The sequence below is a fragment of the Nocardia sp. NPDC049149 genome (assembly GCF_043197455.1).
Lineage (GTDB): Bacteria > Actinomycetota > Actinomycetes > Mycobacteriales > Mycobacteriaceae > Nocardia.
Genome location: NZ_JBICTD010000015.1, coordinates 89809 through 105211, shown reverse-complemented (window position 1 = coordinate 105211; position 15403 = coordinate 89809). Strand labels below are relative to the sequence as shown.

Genomic DNA, 15403 nt, shown 5'->3' with positions numbered 1-15403 from the left:
CATGGCGGTGCCGAAGCGCAGGATGTCGCGGTCGAACACCCGCAGCAGGCGCGCCCAGTGGAAAGCGACACCGCCGGACCTGGTTCCGGTGACCGTCGGCGGGGTGGTGCACAAGGTGCCCCGGCGCCTGGTCGCGGCCGTGCGGCGTGGTCTCGTCGACCTCGACAAGAACTGAACGTCCGACCGGTCCAACAGGTCCGATCACGCCGACAGCGGGTCCGCGGAAGCTCCGCGGACCCGCTGTCGGTTGTCGTGCTGGCTAGCCCTCTTTGGCGGCCAGATCGGCGAGCGTTGCCGCCAACCGGAAGTACTTGTTGTTAGCCAGGTCGGCGATCGTCTTGATCTTCAGCGCGTCCAGCAGCTGCTTGTCGTGCGCTTCGGTGAGACCGGCGAGGGCCGAGGGCGGGGCGGCGAGAATTTCGTTCAACGACTTGCTCTCATACGCCTTATCGAGAGCCTTGTCGAGCACCACGTTGACGGCCATACGAACTCCTTCGAACGAACCTGTGTGTTGGCGCCCTGTCGAGCGCCTTGTGCCAGCCGACGATAACGCGGATGTGCCGTCTTGGGTAGCAACCACCACGCTGCGGTCGGTCTTCGTGATCCGGGAATGGCATACCTGAGAAAGGCCGCCCCTGCCCGGGAGGGCTCCGACAGAGAGCCGAAGAGCTCGACGCTACGGAATGAGACAAACACCGAGGCGGTCGGCCAATTCAAGCCAGTCCAACCCAGTTAGGCCCCATGCGAACTTCTTCGAACGAACCTGTGTGTTGGCACCCTGTCGAGCGCCTTGTGCCAGCCGACGATAACTCGGATGGTGCTGTCTTGGGTAGGAACGAATCGCCGCGAGGCGAATCAAGTCGTCACGCGGGGTTGATGGCAGGTTTTCGCACAAAGCTTGCGCATTTGGCAATCGGTTAGCTATCGACACAGGTAGGATGACGTTGCATCCTCGCGCACGAGGTAATTGCGACCGGGTAACTGCCGGGCGAAATACCTACTGTGGGTTGGTTTTTGAGGGCCGGAAAAGTCTCCCGGAAGTGATGCGATCGTGTCCTGACGCCGGTACCCTCGTGCGAGAGGGCGGGTTCTCCCGGTTCCCGAGAGAACCCGCTCATCGCCAAACTTCCCGGCCGCGGCACTCCGCCTACCAGGCGCGACGCACCACCACCGCACGAGCCGACCATCATCGCGACGAACGCGACTCCAGCGCACCACTACTCGATGAGTCCCGCATACCCGCTCCGCGATCCGGCAAACCGGGCAAGTCCGACAACAAGGACTCCAACCGTGCCAGCCGATCGCCGACCAGCGTCGCAGGCCCCTCGATCAACGACAACGGCCACGGCCAATGCCGCCCGTTCAGCCGCTCGACCTGTGCCGCCAGATCGGCCGTTGTGGCCTCCAATTCGCTGATCTCGGTGCGTAACTCGACGCATTCGCCCTCCAGCTCGCCGATCCGGGTGAGCGCCGAGGCCAGCCCGTCGACCAACGTAAGGTAGTGCCCCTCCGCGTCGGTGCCCAGCTGCGGCCAGCCCGCCAGGCCAGGCCCACGCAACTGGACCTGAATATCGCGCAGCACGGCGTCCTGCTCCGGTGTCACGTCCGCGTCCTCCTGTGCAAAGTAATCCCACTGACCGAAATCGGTCGTCTCGGCCACGTTCACGTCGCAGACCACGCCACCGACCGTCTGCTGGCGCAGCGTCTGATGGATGTTGCGGCGCGTCTCGATATTGCCGCCGGACCAGGCGTCGGTTTGCCATGCCCAGCGTGCGCTATCCGCATCCAGCGCGCGGCTCACCGACCAAAACCCGCCATAGATACCGACATTCGCGAGACCGAGCACGGTCGCCGCACCGTCGAGGTAGGCATTGATCCGCTGCTGATCCTGCGGCGTCGCATCGAAATCGGCGGAAAAATAGATGGGCCGATCGGCCCGCCCGCCGCACCGCAACACCTGCGCAAGACCGGCCCGCGCATCCACGATGCCAGCACCATAGCCGTCGAGCATGCGGGTCGCGGTGGTTTCCCAATTGGCCGCGATCGACACCCCGTGCGCCCGAAGATCATCGGCCTCGGCCGGGGTCAGCAGCTTGCCAGGCAGCGTGGGGCCACCCGGGGACAGATACCGCACCACGAAGTCGAAACCCGCCGCACGGATCGCCGCGCCGCCCGGACGACCCCCGGCGTAGTCCAGACCGAAACGCATGTCTCACACTGTAAATCGGGCAATCAGGGATTTCGGCGGCATCGGGGGAAACCCGGGCGCTCAGAACGTGGAGTTGGCCTTGACGATCCGCGCGGGGACCACGGTGCGCCGATCGGGCGCGATCAGGATCGCGCTGATCGGGATGGCCAGCGACAACATGCCGACCACGAACACCGGAACGAAGAACCCGAACAGGTCCTTGCCGGGCGGTGTCGTGCTGCTCATCGAGAGCTGGCTCTCCAGGCCGACGAGATCGGTGAAATGCAGGCCAAGCACGCCGGCCGCGAACACCACCGCCGCGCCGGTCAACGCGGCCAGCGGCCGGAACGACCTGGTGAACCACAGTGCGGCAAGCGAAATCGCGACGGCGATCGCCACCGCGCCTGCCAGCATCAGCGGCTGCACCTCGGTCGAACCCTGAATCCGTATGGCGTCCAACGCCAGGAAATGCATGAGGCCGAAACCGCCGCCCATCACCAGCCCCGCGAGCACGAGCCGGAGCACGTGCAGCGTCGGGCCCGCGATCGCCAGCGCGGCCCACACACCGAGCACCGAAACCGCCGCGGCCCCGGTCACATCCAGCACGTCGTACCGAATCAGGCTGCCCCGCACCGTGAGACCGAGCATCGACACGAACACCGGTAGCCAGACCCCTACGCCACCGATGGAGATCGCCGCCGACACCTGCCACACCACCCGGAACCGGGTCGTCAGCGAACGCGCCGACTGCCGGATACAGGTGAAACCGACGAGTGTGCCGACCACCGACACCGCGACGGAGAGGCCGATGAGCCAGTACCCCATGCTGAAATAATTCAAAGGACCGCCTGTTCCTTCTCCTGGACGGCGAGGCGTTGGATGGCGTACTCGGTCACCGCGGCCAGCGACTGGCGCACCTCGTTCGCGTTGCGCGCGTCGATGTCGACGATGGGCACGCCCTCGCGCACCGCGAGGGCCTCACGCAGCTCGGCGATCGGGAAACGCGGCGCGTTCGGAAAACGGTTGACCGCGACCAGGAACGGCAGATTGCGTGCCTCGAAGAAGTCGACCGCCGCGAAGCTGTCCTCCAGCCTGCGGGTGTCGATGAGCACGACGGCGCCGATCGCGCCGCGGATCAGGTCGTCCCACATGAACCAGAAGCGTCGCTGTCCCGGCGTGCCGAACAGGTAGAGCACCAGGTTGCCCGGCAGGATGATGCGCCCGAAATCCATGGCAACCGTGGTGGTTTCCTTCTCCGGGGTATCGGCGAGGTCGTCGATGCCGTCGGAGAACCTGGTGACCATGGCTTCGGTCCGTAGCGGAACGATCTCCGACACCGCGCCGACGAACGTCGTCTTGCCCGCACCGAAACCACCGGCGACCACGATCTTCGTCGAGGCCATCCGGTTGTCGGAATCGGCCTGGCCGGGGTTGGTGTCTGGCCCGATTTTCCTATAGGGCACGGAGTCCACGCAAAGTCCTCTCCATCAAAGAACGGCGCTCATCGAAACTCGCCTCGTCGGTCAGTGTCGAATGGACACGCAGGATCCCATCGACCACGAGGTCGCCGATCATCACCCGGACCATGCCGAGCGGCCGATCCAAATGAGCGGCAATCTCGGCAACGGACAACCGGTGTGTACCCAGCCTAAGGATATCCGTGCGGACATCACCGGTCGGCCAGTCGAGATGCGCAGTGTAAGACAGGGTCTCGATGACCGCTTCCATGGGCAGGTCGACCGCTGGCTCGGTGCGTCCCGAGGTCAGGGCATACGGCCGGACGCGGGTGGTCGGTTTAGGTCCAGGTCCGAATGGATTGGACATCTCACGCTCAAACAGCGGTACGGGCGGTGGCGGAGACCACCGTGCCGACCCGGTCGACCAACAGCGCCATCTCGTAGCCGATCCGGCCGATGTCGTGCGACTTGTTGGCGAGCACGGCGATGTGTGAACCATTGCCGACGCTCATAACCAGAAGATAGCCACGCTGCATCTCGACGATCGACTGCATGACCTTGCCGCCGTCGAAGAGCGACGCGGCGCCCATCGACAGACTGGCGAGGCCCGCGGTGACCGCGGCGAGCTGCTCGGCCCGATCCGCGGGCAGGTGCGGGCTGGTCGCCTGCAACAGACCATCGGCCGAGACGAGTACCGCATGGGATACGCCGGGCACGTCCCGGGTGAAGCGGGCGACCAGCCAGTTCAGGTTCTCATCCGTGGTGTTGTTCGCCTTGGTCATGGAAGCCCTCCGTCGTTGTACTGCGCATTTGCCCGCCCACTGCGGACCCCACTGAGATGCCTGGTCAGGTTGTTGCGGATTTCTTCGGGATCACGAGCTCCAGCTTCGTCTGCTTGGGCCAGGCCGCCGGGCACGAGCTGCGCGCCCGGCGTGCGGATGGGCAGACCGCCGCTGGTGCGACCCGTCGGGGTCGGCCGGGTCGCCTCCTCGGCGGCTATCCAGCCTGCGTCCGCTGGTGAGGTCCAGGTGCCCTCGGATGTTTGTGACGTCGCGGGCTCGACCAGCCATTCCGACACCATGCGCTGATAGATCGGGGTTGGCGAGGCGCCAGCCACCGGCTGCAGCCGGGAGGAGGTGACCATCGACGGCTCGGGTGTCCGCGGCTGCGGGGCAGGCTCCGGCACGGTCGACGGTCGCCGGATCGGCAGCCCGGACCGCGAGGTGGTCCTGGAGGGTTCGCGCGAAACGCTGGGGCGATGGGGTGGTTGGTCGCGCAGCGGTTCGGGGAACCGGTCAGGTTCGGCGGACGGCTCGGCCCACAGGTCGGTGGCGCGTTCGTCGGCGTCGGCGCTTCTGGCGGCCACCGTCGGCGGGCCGAACGGCGACCGGTCGTCGGTCGGCGAATTGATCGACCACGGCTCGGTCGGCGGCTGCGACTCGGCGTCGTCGGTGGTGTCGCTGTCGCGGCCGCTGTTGCGGGCCGGAACCGAGATCGCGGGCTGGCCGGGCGCCTCGGCGACCCGGATGGCCGGCCTGCGCTGCGGCAGGCCCGTGTTCGACACGTCGAACCGAGGTGCGTTGTGCTGCGGCAGATTCGGGACAGGGACCAGATTGCGCGGCTGCGTGTTGTGCGAGGGCGGCGCGATGATCGAGTAGTCGCCGGTCCGGTGCAGCGGCGCCTGTCCTTGGGGATCGGTGGCGTCCAGCGGCGGCGAGACGAGCGCACCAGGCAGGTGCACGCTCGCGGTGATGCCAGGCTGCTGCGCCATGGTGGAGGTGCGGCGCAGGTTGGTGGTGATCGTGTGCCGCTTCGCCAGCCTGCCGACGACGAAAAGACCCATGCGGCGGGCGGTTTCGACGGTCACCTCGCCACCGGAGCTCAGTCGGTCGTTGATGGCGGTCAGGTCGTCGGCCGACATGCCGAGGCCGCGGTCGATGACCTCGATCAGGTAGCCGCCGTCGACCGCGCGGGCCACCGACACGGTGACCGGGGTGGTCGGCGGCGAGTAGCGCAGCGCGTTGTCGATCAGCTCGGCGAGCAGGTGCTCGATGTCGATCGCTGGCTCACCGGCCACGATCCCGTCGGGTACGGCGCCGATCTCGACCCGCTGGTAGTCCTCGACCTGGGAGACCGCGCTCCAGAGCATGTCGGAGAGCTGGACCGGGTGCAGCGTGCCGCGGCGCAGCGCGGTGCCTGCGAGCACGAGCAGGTTGTCGCCGTTGCGGCGCATGCGGGTCGCGAGGTGGTCGAGGCGGAACAGGCTCTGCAGCCGTTCGGTGTTGTCCTCGTCGTGTTCCAGATCCTCGATCAGGGCGAGCTGCTGCTCGACGAGCGATTGGCTGCGCCGGGACAGGGTCTCGAACATGCTGCCGATCTGCAGGCGCAGTCGGGCCTGTTCGGCGGCGAGATGCAGCGAGGCCTGGTGGATGTCGTCGACCGCGCGGGCCAGCTGGCCGATCTCCTCGGTGGTCTTGACGTCGACCGGGGCGATCTCCGGGGTCGCGCCACCGGCACGCACCACCTCGATCTCCTTCGGCAGGTCGACGTGCGCGACCTGAAGGGCGTCGTGGCGCAGGCGGCGAATCGGGACGACCAGCGAGCGGGCGACCGCGAGCGCGAGCGCGAGGCCTGCGAGCAGCGTGGTGACCACGATCGCGACGTCACGCAGCACCGCGCTGCGCAGCTCGGTGGTCCGGTCGGCGAGCTTGACGTCGACGGTGCCGAGCAGCGAGGTGGTGGCCTGGCGGTAGTTGTCGGTGCTGAGCTTGAGTGAATCGGTGATCGCCGGGTTGGCGCTCGGGTTGGCGGGGTTCTGGCCGAACGCGGCGATTCTGGCGTTCACCGCCTCGATCAAGGCCGGTGCGTTGGTCGCGGATTCGGGGTTCAACTGCGCGTAGATGTTGACCAGCACGATCTCGGCGCCGAGCGTGGTCAGCATCTGGCCGACCACCTGGGGGTTGGCGCCTGGACCTGCCGTGGCGACCATGATCTGTTCCTGCGTGAGCACGCGGCTGGCGTTGGCGATGAGGCCGAGCTGCAGGAAGTAGCGCTGGATGACGACCTCTTCGATCGAGGACGACACCGAGGTCGCGGTGACAATGCGGGTGCCGACCTCGCCGACCTGTTCGCCGATGGTCAGCGGCGAGGCGGTGCGCAGCCCGTTGCGCATGGTGCGGCCGACCGCGATGGCCGCGCCGAGCTCCTTGGTGAAGCTGTCCTCGGTCTTGCCGGACCGTAGCGCGGTTTCCAGGTTCGCTGCCGCCTGGTCGAATTTGGCGGCGATCGGGTCGAGGTTGTCGTCGGGGCGCGCGTTGACCGCGGCGATGGCGAGTGTCTCGGTGGCTTGACCGAATACGAGCATGGGGCGCAGGATGCGGGCCTGCTCGGTGGCCGTGTCGAGCTTGGCGATCACGCCGAGCTCGTCCTTGATGCGTAGGCCGGCGAAGGTCGAGGCAAGCAGCACGGGCAGCAGTAGAACGATGCCGACCTTACGCGTGACCGACATGTTGGACAGGCTGAAATACCAGGAACGCGGTGCCTTTTCCATTCCGCTTCCGTCGCCTCCACTCCGCGCAGGGCCCTCGGGATGGCACGTGCTGTTCAACGTAGTGGGATCTAACCCGCCGAGAACCAACTAAAGGTCTTCTTTTTACCGCACGGAACATACCGCGACGACTGGCCATCGGCAATCTGAGGGACAAGGTCGGATGGTGCCCGAATATGGCTACGCGTAACAGGTTTCACGCAGCGAGACTTCCTGAGTCTACAGAACAACTGGACAAATGATCAAGATGACCCTCGGTGGCCGATAGCTGAACGGCTGCTGTCCACCAGCGCGCCGGACCGACCTCGTCGCGGCGTGTCGGGCGGTGCCTCTCAGTTGCCTCTCAGTCGATACGGTCAAACTGGTCGCATGCGCATTCTGGTAGTCGACGACGATCGCGCCGTTCGAGAGTCCTTGCGCCGGTCGCTGACCTTCAACGGCTACTCCGTCGATCTCGCGGTCGACGGCGTCGATGCCCTTGACAAGGCAACCAGTCAGCGACCGGACGCGTTGGTGTTGGATGTCATGATGCCTCGGATGGATGGGCTCGAGGTCTGCAGGCGCTTGCGCAGCACCGGCGACGATCTTCCCATTCTCGTTTTGACAGCACGGGATTCGGTGTCGGAACGGGTTGCCGGTCTCGATGCCGGAGCCGATGATTATTTGCCGAAGCCGTTCGCATTGGAAGAATTACTCGCACGATTGCGAGCACTGTTGCGCCGCACGACCGCCGACCCGGGGGAAACATCCGAGGCAATGGTGTTCGCCGATTTGTCGCTGGATCCGGTGACCAGAGAGGTTTCTCGCGGCGAACGTGCGATCAGTCTCACGCGCACCGAGTTCTCACTCCTGGAAATGCTGATGGCCAATCCACGGCGGGTGCTCACCCGAAGCCGCATCCTAGAAGAGGTGTGGGGCTACGACTTCCCGACCTCGGGAAACGCGCTCGAGGTCTACATCGGCTATTTGCGCCGCAAGACCGAAGCCGAAGGCGAGCCACGGCTCATCCACACCGTTCGCGGTGTCGGCTATGTGCTGCGGGAGACGCCCCCGTAGGGGCATGACGATGGCACGAACAGTTCCGAAGCGACCCGTCGTCGCCGGGCTAGGGCCGCAACAGCGCCCGCCCGACCCGGCCGAAATGCGGCCGCCCATCCCGCTCACCAGGTCTGTTTCGCTGCGGTGGCGCGTGACGTTGCTCGCCGCGTCCGTCGTGGCGATCGCGGTTGCCGTGACATCGATCGCGGCCTACGCGTTGGTCGCTCGTGCGTTGTACGCGAACGTGGATACGCAACTGCGCAGCAGGGCGAATGGCGTGATCGCGAGCAATCCTTACGGATTCAATTACCAAAACATGATGGTGGCGACCGCGTTTTACCCCGACACCGGCATCGCGTTGATCTGGCCGGATCTCAAGCCGTGGGCGCCGCCGCAGTCGACTTATCCGCCGGTCGGTCAACAAGAAGTCGATGTGGCGAATGGCGCGTTGAGTTCGTCATTGCGCACCGTCGAAGGACAGCGCGTGCTCGCCGTGCGCTCGGATCTGGGTGCGACGCTGATCATCTCGCAGCGGCTGCAACCAACCAGGGAAGTCCTCGATCGACTCGCCTGGCTGCTGTTCGTCGTCGGTGGGTGCGGCGTTGTGCTCGCCGCCGCGGCAGGCACCGCGGTCGGTCGCACCGGCCTGCGCCCGATCGGACGGCTGACCGCGGCGACCGAGCGGATCGCGCGGACCGACGACCTGACGCCCATCCCGGTCACCGGCGACGACGAACTCGCCAGGCTGACAGACAGTTTCAACACGATGCTGCGTGCGCTCGCCGAATCGCGCGACCGGCAGCGCAGGCTGGTCGCCGACGCCGGGCACGAACTGCGCACCCCGCTCACCTCGTTGCGCACCAACACCGAGCTGCTGATGGCCTCCAGCCGGCCAGGCGCGCCGAGCATTCCGGAAGAGGACATGGCCGAGTTGCGCTCGGACGTGATGGCCCAGATCGAGGAGCTGTCCAACCTGGTCGGCGACTTGGTCGACCTTGCCCGCGAGGACGCGCCCGAAACCGTCTACGAGCGAGTCGATCTCGGCGACGTGGTCGAGCGCGCGCTGGAACGGGCCAGGCGCCGTCGCGGCTCGGTCGAGTTCGTCGCCGACATCCGGCCGTGGTTCGTCTACGGCCACGAGGCAGGCCTGGAACGGGCCGTCCTCAACGTGCTCGACAATGCCGCGAAGTGGAGCCCGGCAGGCGCCAAGGTGAATGTCGTCATGAGCGAAACCGGTCGAGGCCTGCTCGAGCTGACCGTCGACGACGCAGGACCCGGCATTCCGCCCGGCGAACGCGAGCTGGTCTTCGAGCGCTTCTACCGGACCACCGCCTCCCGCTCCATGCCCGGCTCCGGCCTCGGCCTGGCGATCGTCAAGCAGGTCGTGACGAAACACGGCGGCACGATCTCGATCGAGAGTTCGGCCTCGGGCGGCGCGCGGATCCGCATCGTGCTGCCCGGCGAGGGCGGGCGGCCCGTCGACGCCTGACCGTGGCGGCCGCCGGCCAGGGCAGTGGTGTCCATAACAGTTGCGCTGACAGGGAAAACGTCGACGCGCGGCAGCGGGCACCTGGCCGTATCGTATGGCTGGGGTGTGGTGGGTTGCCCAAGAAGTGGGTACGCAGTCTCGGACAATTGAAAGCACGGTCTCAGTCCGCTCTCAGTAGTCGTCGGCAAGCTGGTCGGCAGACGTTGAGGAGAAACGAGGAGTCCATGACCGAGGATTCGAAGGACCGGCGGGACGAGCCGGCGAACGCCACGCCCGGCCAGGCCCAGCCGACCGAGCAGATCCCGGGTTCGGCGGCAGGCGCGCCCCACGGGGCCGACGCGGGCTATGTGCCGCCGCAGGCGCCGTATGCGCCGTACGAGGGGCGGCCAGGGCTCGGCACCTACCCGCCGCCTTCGCAGACTCAGCCGTTCCCCGGCCAGGAGTACGGCGCTTTCGACCCGCAGCCAGGCGCTTTCGATCCGCAGCCGGGCGCTCCGTTCGATCCGCAGGCGCCGCACGGCAATCCGGCGTTCGGTGCGCATGGCCACCCGCAACCCGCCCCCTTCGGCGTGCAGCAGGCAGCGGCCAAGCGCCCGATCCGCACCGGGCTCGTGCTCGGCGCGATCGCGCTTGCGCTGGTCAGCGGTGGCGTCGGCGGCGCGGTCGGCGCGCTGGCGACGCACTCGGACAACGGGCGCTCGCCGATCACCAACGCGCTCGAACAGCCGAAACCGAACGTCAACAATGTCTCGAACGCGCCGGCGGGCTCGACCCAGGCGGTCGCGCAGAAGGTGCTGCCCAGTGTCGTGATGATCAAGGTGGCCAGCAGCCGCGCCGAGGGCGAGGGTTCCGGCGTCATCCTGTCGTCCGACGGCCTCATCCTGACCAACAATCACGTCGCCGCGGGCGGCGGCCCGAACGCCAAGATGGACGTGGTGTTCTCCGACGGCAGCACGGCGCCCGCGACCATCGTCGGCGCCGACCCGGTCTCCGACCTGGCCGTCATCAAGGTCACCGGCAAGTCCGGGCTGACCCCGATCGAGCTCGGCACCTCGGGCAACCTGCAGATCGGCCAGCCGGTGGTGGCAATCGGCTCGCCGCTCGGCCTGGCAGGCACGGTGACCACCGGCATCGTCTCGTCGCTGAACCGCCCGGTGTCGACCAGCGGTGAGGGCCCGCGCAACCCGGCCGCCCCGCAGCCGGTGATCGACGCGATCCAGACCGACGCCGCGATCAACCCCGGCAACTCCGGCGGCGCGCTGGTCGACGGCAACGGCAAGCTCATCGGCATCAACACCGCGATCGCCAGCCTCGGCGCGGGGGAGCCGGGCGTCGGCCAGCAGAGCGGGTCGATCGGCCTCGGCTTCGCGATCCCGATCGACCAGGCTCGCCGCGTCGCCGACGAGCTGATCAAGACCGGCCACGCCACCTATGCGCAGATCGGCGTCAAGATCCAGGCGCAGGACACGGTCAACGGTGCGCGGGTGCTCGACGCCACTCCGGATGGTCCCGCCGCGAAGGCGGGCATCCCCGCAGGCGTGATCGTCACCAAGCTCAACGACCGCACCATCGACACCGGCGACGCACTCGTCGCCGCGGTCCGTTCGCACCAACCAGGAGACAAGGTGAAGGTCACCTATACCGATGAGCAAGGCAACAACCCCAAGACCGTCGAGGTGACCCTCACCGGCGCGCCCGCGGACGGTGGACGGTGATGCGCGTGCTGCAGGGCGGCTGGACGCCGCTGCTCGACACGGCCGCAGAGGTTCTCGGCGCAAGCGCTACGGTGAGCAACATGGAAATCGATGCTCCGGTGGCGGGGCGTGCTCTGGTGGTAGTCGTCGATGATCGAACGGCGCATGGAGGTGTGGACTCGCTCGGCCCGCTGGTCACCGAGCTGCTGACCGAGGCGGGTTTCCTCGTGGATGCCTCGGTGTCGGTGCAGGCCGACGAGGTCGAGATCCGCAACGCGCTGAACACCGCGGTGATCGGCGGTGTCGATCTGGTCATCTCGGTCGGCGGCACCGGCATGTCTCCGCGTGACGTCACGCCGGAGGCCACCTCGCAGGTGCTCGATCGCGAGCTGCCCGGCATCAGCGAGGCGCTTCGCTCCTCCGGCCGGGTCGCCGGTTCGCTCGACGCGGGTCTGTCGCGTGGGGTCGCGGGAGTTTCGGGCAGCACGTTGGTGGTCAACCTGCCGGGCACCCGCGCCGCGGTGCGCGACGGTATGGCGACGCTCGGCCCGCTCGCCAGCAAAGTTATCGGCGAGCTTTCCGGATTGGTCGAATAATTTCGACGTCCAACGCTTCCGACGACATCCCTCGTCCGGCCGCTCGCCGGGCGAGGGATGCGGCACGTCTTGCCGAAATCTTCGGGGACACCCTCCCAGACACTACGAGCGATGAGCGCGGCCACGGCGCCGAGTACGAGTCGTCGAGCGACGATTGGCTGCGCGCACAGATTCCGCCGCATCACGGCTGAGCGCCTCATATCTACGTAGTAGCTACGTATCGAAAAGTTTGGCGCCCCGTAATATACTTGTGACTGTTTCAGATCCCCGAGATTCACCTGTTATTTCATACGGCTTTGTCCCGTATTAAGCGCATGGCGCTATGGGGACTTCGACAGCACCGGCCGGTCGGTCCCGGTGTCTGCGTCAGGTAAAAATGCATGTCAAACACCATTAGCCTGTTAACGATTGTGATCTACATCACATTGATCTTTACGAAAGCTCACGTTGCAGCGCCGTTATCTAGCGTTTAATGTTCGCCACGAGCCACCCACACTGGACTTCGAAAGGCCCGGGTACGGCACGTACGCGTCGACTCGGCGGAACCCGGCTCGGTTCCGGTCGCCAGCCAGGCCGTCGCACCGAACTTAATTGCCGGTTACACACCGGCAACAAAGGGTCGACACACTGAGCTGGGCCTGCGAGGACCACTGTCCAGCCTCGATGGTCGAGGCTGACTGTTTTAACCTGATGAGGGGAAGTATGAGCGAGAACCGCACCAACGGTCTGCGCCGTGGCGCCCGCGCCGCAGGCGTCGGCGCCGCCGCGGCCATGGCGATGGGATTGCTTTCGACCGGTGCCGCCAGCGCTGACGTTTTTGTCCCGTTGCCGGACGGACAGAAGCTCGGCCCGAATGTCACCATTACCCGCACCGGAGAACACGCCATTGTTTCTCCGTCGCTCGCGTCCAACGGCGCGGGCCGCGTTGTCTGGGTCTCCGGCAACGCCTCGGCCGATGTCGCCGTTACCCCCGAAGGCACGGTCGGCCCCTGGAACGGCCCCAAGAACGCGCCGGGCAGCAACAACTCCTCGACGCACGGTACGTCTCAGCTGAACACCGGTTACATCGTCGGTTGCCAGGTCAGCATCGCCGATGACGCGATCTCCGTCGGCGTCTCCGCCAAGGTCAACCTCACTCAGGGTGGACTCGGCGGCTCCGTCGGCCTCAACCTCGGCCCCGGCGATGTCAAGTTCGTGCAGATCGAACTGAAGGACATCACCAAGGCCGGCACCTACTCCGTCGAGTACCAGGACGTCGAGATGGAGATCCAGGGTTGTGCGGGTTACGCGCAGGCGCGTGCCTACACCGTGGTCGAGATCATCGGCGACCACTACTCGAAGACCACCCTCTACGGGGCGCCGTTCAGCATTGGCTGACGTCTGTCGAATCTGTCGAACATTCCTCTCGCTGAAACGAACTCAACCCCTTAGGGACTAAACACATGATCAACCGTAAGAATGTGGCGCGCGCTGCAGGTGCTTGCGCCGCCGCAACCATCGCATTGGGCCTTTTCTCCACCGGTGCCGCGAACGCGGACACCTTTGTGCCGCTGCCCGGTGGCGAACTCGTCAAGACGCTGTCCGACGGCACCGTCGTCAAGATCAACCTGGTCAACGAGTCGGCCAACATCAACCCGTCCATGGGCTCGACTCCGGTACACCGCAACGCGTGGGTGTCCGGTTCGGCGCGGGTCGAGGTGTCCGGTGAAGGCGTCCAGTACGGCAAGATCCGTCCGGGCTACGTCGTCGGCTGCCAGGTCAACATCGACGGTGGCGGCGTCACCGGTGGTGTCGACGGCAGCGTCCAGTGGGACGGCAAGGACGGCGATCTCGGCGCCAGCAGCGGCGGCAACCTGACCCTCGGACCGGGCCAGGCCGCGTCGTTCTACCTGCTCGACCGCGAGCTGGCGGATGACTTCGGCAACGAAGATCACTCCACCCAGATCACGTTCAAGGGCACCAACGGCTCGGTCACCTGGGCCGATTCGACCATCGGCCTCGCAGGCTGCGCCGGCTACGCGCAGGCCCGCGCGTTCGTCAAGGTCAAGGTCGAGACCGCCAACGTCATGTCCTACGTGACGCTGTGGGGCCAGCCCTTCAGCCTCGGCTGATCCACGCTGATCCATCGAACGGGCCCGTCACCGAGGTGGCGGGCCCGTTTTGGCGCGTCTCGCGCCGTCAAATCTCCACTCGCTGAAGCGAACTCAGACCTCTAGGAGTGGCTCCACCATGATCAACCGTCAGCAGCTGACGCGGGCGACCGGACTTGCCGCCACTGTCGCGCTTGGCCTGCTCGCGATCGGCCCCGCCCGGGCCGACATCGTGATCCCGCTGCCCGGCGGCGAGATCACCAAGACGCTCGTCGACGGCACTGTGGTCACGATCAGGTTGGTCGGCGAATCGGTGGCCATCGGCCCACCCGTCGTGGCGACGCCCAACCAGCGCAGCGCGCGGGTGGCAGGCAGCGGACATGTCGAGTTCTCCGGCGACGCCAAAGGTGCTGGCGGCTCGATCTTCCCGGGGTACACCGTGGCCTGCCAAGCGGATGTCGCCCAGAACGGCACCGTCGACGGCGGCGGCGAGACGATCCAGCCGAAGGTCGAACCGGCCACCGGTGGCCATCTGACGCTCGGTCTCGGCGAGGCTATTTCGTTCTATGTCGCCGATCTCGAGCAGACCGACGCGGCAGTGAGTACGGGAACCGAGTCGATCAACGCATTCAAGGGCAACAGCGGCGCGGTGGCGTGGGACGAGACCATCGGTCTTTCCGGCTGCGACGGGTATGTGCAGGCGCGTTCGTTCGTCAGCCTGAGCGTGGAAACCGACTCCATCGTCACCTGGGTGACGTTGTGGGGCAAGCCATTCATCCTCGGCTGACACCGAATATCAACTGAGGCAAGACAAACGGGCCCGTCGCTATCGCGACGGGCCCGTTCGTTGTTCTAGCGCAAGGGCATTCAGGATTCGTGTTTGCCGCCCGCGCTGCGCTGTCCCGCGGCGACCAGATCGCGGATCTGGATCAGCACTTCGGTATCGCTGAGTTCGGCGGCCTCCGGACTGACTCGCTTCTTCACATGGGTGGCAGGCAGGACGAGGACGAAGTACAACACGGCGGCGATGATCACGAAGTTGAGCGCCGCCGTGATGATCGGTCCGACCTGAACAAAGGTCGCGGGTTTATCGGCAACGAGCTGGAAGCCGAGCCCCAGTTCGTTGCTGCCGCCGAAGACGGCCAGGATCGGATTGATGATGCCATTGGTGAATGCGGTGACGATCGCGACGAACGCGGTGCCGATAACGACCGCGACGGCCAAATCGATGACATTTCCGCGGAACAGAAAATCCTTGAAACCCTTGAGCATTGCCGATGTCTCCTCTGCGTGTGGAGCTGAAC

16 protein-coding genes are annotated in these 15403 nt (G+C 66.3%); 8 read left to right on the top strand and 8 right to left on the bottom strand.

Features of this window, described 5'->3' with window-relative positions:
• Position 1 precedes the first annotated feature (1 nt).
• A complete protein-coding gene (gene rpmF, locus ACGFNJ_RS40350) occupies positions 2 to 175 on the top strand; it encodes a 50S ribosomal protein L32 (protein ID WP_393461256.1) in 174 nt (57 codons plus the stop codon).
• 84 nt (positions 176 to 259) lie between these two features.
• On the opposite strand, the gene ACGFNJ_RS40345 is transcribed toward rpmF, so the two are convergent.
• From ACGFNJ_RS40345 to ACGFNJ_RS40315, 7 genes are all read right to left on the bottom strand, one after another.
• Positions 260 to 484: a hypothetical protein gene (locus tag ACGFNJ_RS40345; RefSeq protein WP_069161647.1), complete on the bottom strand. Its 225-nt coding sequence runs from the start codon at positions 482 to 484 to the stop codon at positions 260 to 262.
• Between the two features lie 702 nt (positions 485 to 1186).
• Positions 1187 to 2209 (bottom strand): DUF1906 domain-containing protein, encoded by a 1023-nt coding sequence (locus ACGFNJ_RS40340; RefSeq protein WP_393461254.1) that lies wholly within the window; start codon positions 2207 to 2209, stop codon positions 1187 to 1189.
• Between the two features lie 60 nt (positions 2210 to 2269).
• On the bottom strand, positions 2270 to 3013 hold the full coding sequence (locus tag ACGFNJ_RS40335; RefSeq protein ID WP_393461252.1) for an MHYT domain-containing protein: 744 nt from the start codon (positions 3011 to 3013) through the stop codon (positions 2270 to 2272).
• An 11-nt stretch (positions 3014 to 3024) separates the two neighbouring features.
• Positions 3025 to 3591: an ATP/GTP-binding protein gene (locus tag ACGFNJ_RS40330; protein WP_069161716.1), complete on the bottom strand. Its 567-nt coding sequence runs from the start codon at positions 3589 to 3591 to the stop codon at positions 3025 to 3027.
• 49 nt (positions 3592 to 3640) lie between these two features.
• Positions 3641 to 4012 (bottom strand): DUF742 domain-containing protein, encoded by a 372-nt coding sequence (locus ACGFNJ_RS40325; RefSeq protein WP_029900002.1) that lies wholly within the window; start codon positions 4010 to 4012, stop codon positions 3641 to 3643.
• A 7-nt stretch (positions 4013 to 4019) separates the two neighbouring features.
• Entirely contained in the window at positions 4020 to 4427 is a 408-nt protein-coding gene (locus tag ACGFNJ_RS40320; protein ID WP_069161644.1) for a roadblock/LC7 domain-containing protein, read from the bottom strand.
• The gene (locus ACGFNJ_RS40315) at positions 4424 to 7195 is read right to left on the bottom strand and encodes an ATP-binding protein (protein ID WP_393461249.1); all 2772 of its coding nucleotides are present in this window, start codon (positions 7193 to 7195) and stop codon (positions 4424 to 4426) included. The genes ACGFNJ_RS40320 and ACGFNJ_RS40315 overlap by 4 nt, the downstream gene beginning before the upstream one ends.
• A gap of 366 nt (positions 7196 to 7561) precedes the next feature.
• Here ACGFNJ_RS40315 and ACGFNJ_RS40310 point away from each other — a divergent pair, with 366 nt between their 5' ends.
• The 7 genes from ACGFNJ_RS40310 (at position 7562) to ACGFNJ_RS40280 (ending at position 14886) form a co-directional block, all read left to right on the top strand.
• Positions 7562 to 8248 (top strand): response regulator transcription factor, encoded by a 687-nt coding sequence (locus ACGFNJ_RS40310; RefSeq protein ID WP_069161642.1) that lies wholly within the window; start codon positions 7562 to 7564, stop codon positions 8246 to 8248.
• 10 nt (positions 8249 to 8258) lie between these two features.
• The gene (locus tag ACGFNJ_RS40305) at positions 8259 to 9719 is read left to right on the top strand and encodes an ATP-binding protein (protein WP_393461247.1); all 1461 of its coding nucleotides are present in this window, start codon (positions 8259 to 8261) and stop codon (positions 9717 to 9719) included.
• 224 nt (positions 9720 to 9943) lie between these two features.
• On the top strand, positions 9944 to 11434 hold the full coding sequence (locus ACGFNJ_RS40300) for a trypsin-like peptidase domain-containing protein (RefSeq protein ID WP_393461245.1): 1491 nt from the start codon (positions 9944 to 9946) through the stop codon (positions 11432 to 11434).
• An 80-nt stretch (positions 11435 to 11514) separates the two neighbouring features.
• Positions 11515 to 12009, top strand: coding sequence for a molybdenum cofactor biosynthesis protein B (locus ACGFNJ_RS40295; protein WP_218471713.1), 495 nt, complete (start codon positions 11515 to 11517; stop codon positions 12007 to 12009).
• 702 nt (positions 12010 to 12711) lie between these two features.
• Positions 12712 to 13386 (top strand): MspA family porin, encoded by a 675-nt coding sequence (locus ACGFNJ_RS40290; protein WP_393461243.1) that lies wholly within the window; start codon positions 12712 to 12714, stop codon positions 13384 to 13386.
• A gap of 65 nt (positions 13387 to 13451) precedes the next feature.
• Positions 13452 to 14120 carry an MspA family porin gene (locus ACGFNJ_RS40285; RefSeq protein ID WP_393461241.1) on the top strand — a complete coding sequence of 223 codons (669 nt, stop codon included), beginning with the start codon at positions 13452 to 13454 and terminating at the stop codon, positions 14118 to 14120.
• 118 nt (positions 14121 to 14238) lie between these two features.
• Positions 14239 to 14886, top strand: coding sequence for an MspA family porin (locus ACGFNJ_RS40280; RefSeq protein ID WP_393461239.1), 648 nt, complete (start codon positions 14239 to 14241; stop codon positions 14884 to 14886).
• A gap of 80 nt (positions 14887 to 14966) precedes the next feature.
• On the opposite strand, the gene mscL is transcribed toward ACGFNJ_RS40280, so the two are convergent.
• A complete protein-coding gene (mscL, locus tag ACGFNJ_RS40275; protein ID WP_393461237.1) occupies positions 14967 to 15371 on the bottom strand; it encodes a large conductance mechanosensitive channel protein MscL in 405 nt (134 codons plus the stop codon).
• Positions 15372 to 15403 lie beyond the last annotated feature (32 nt).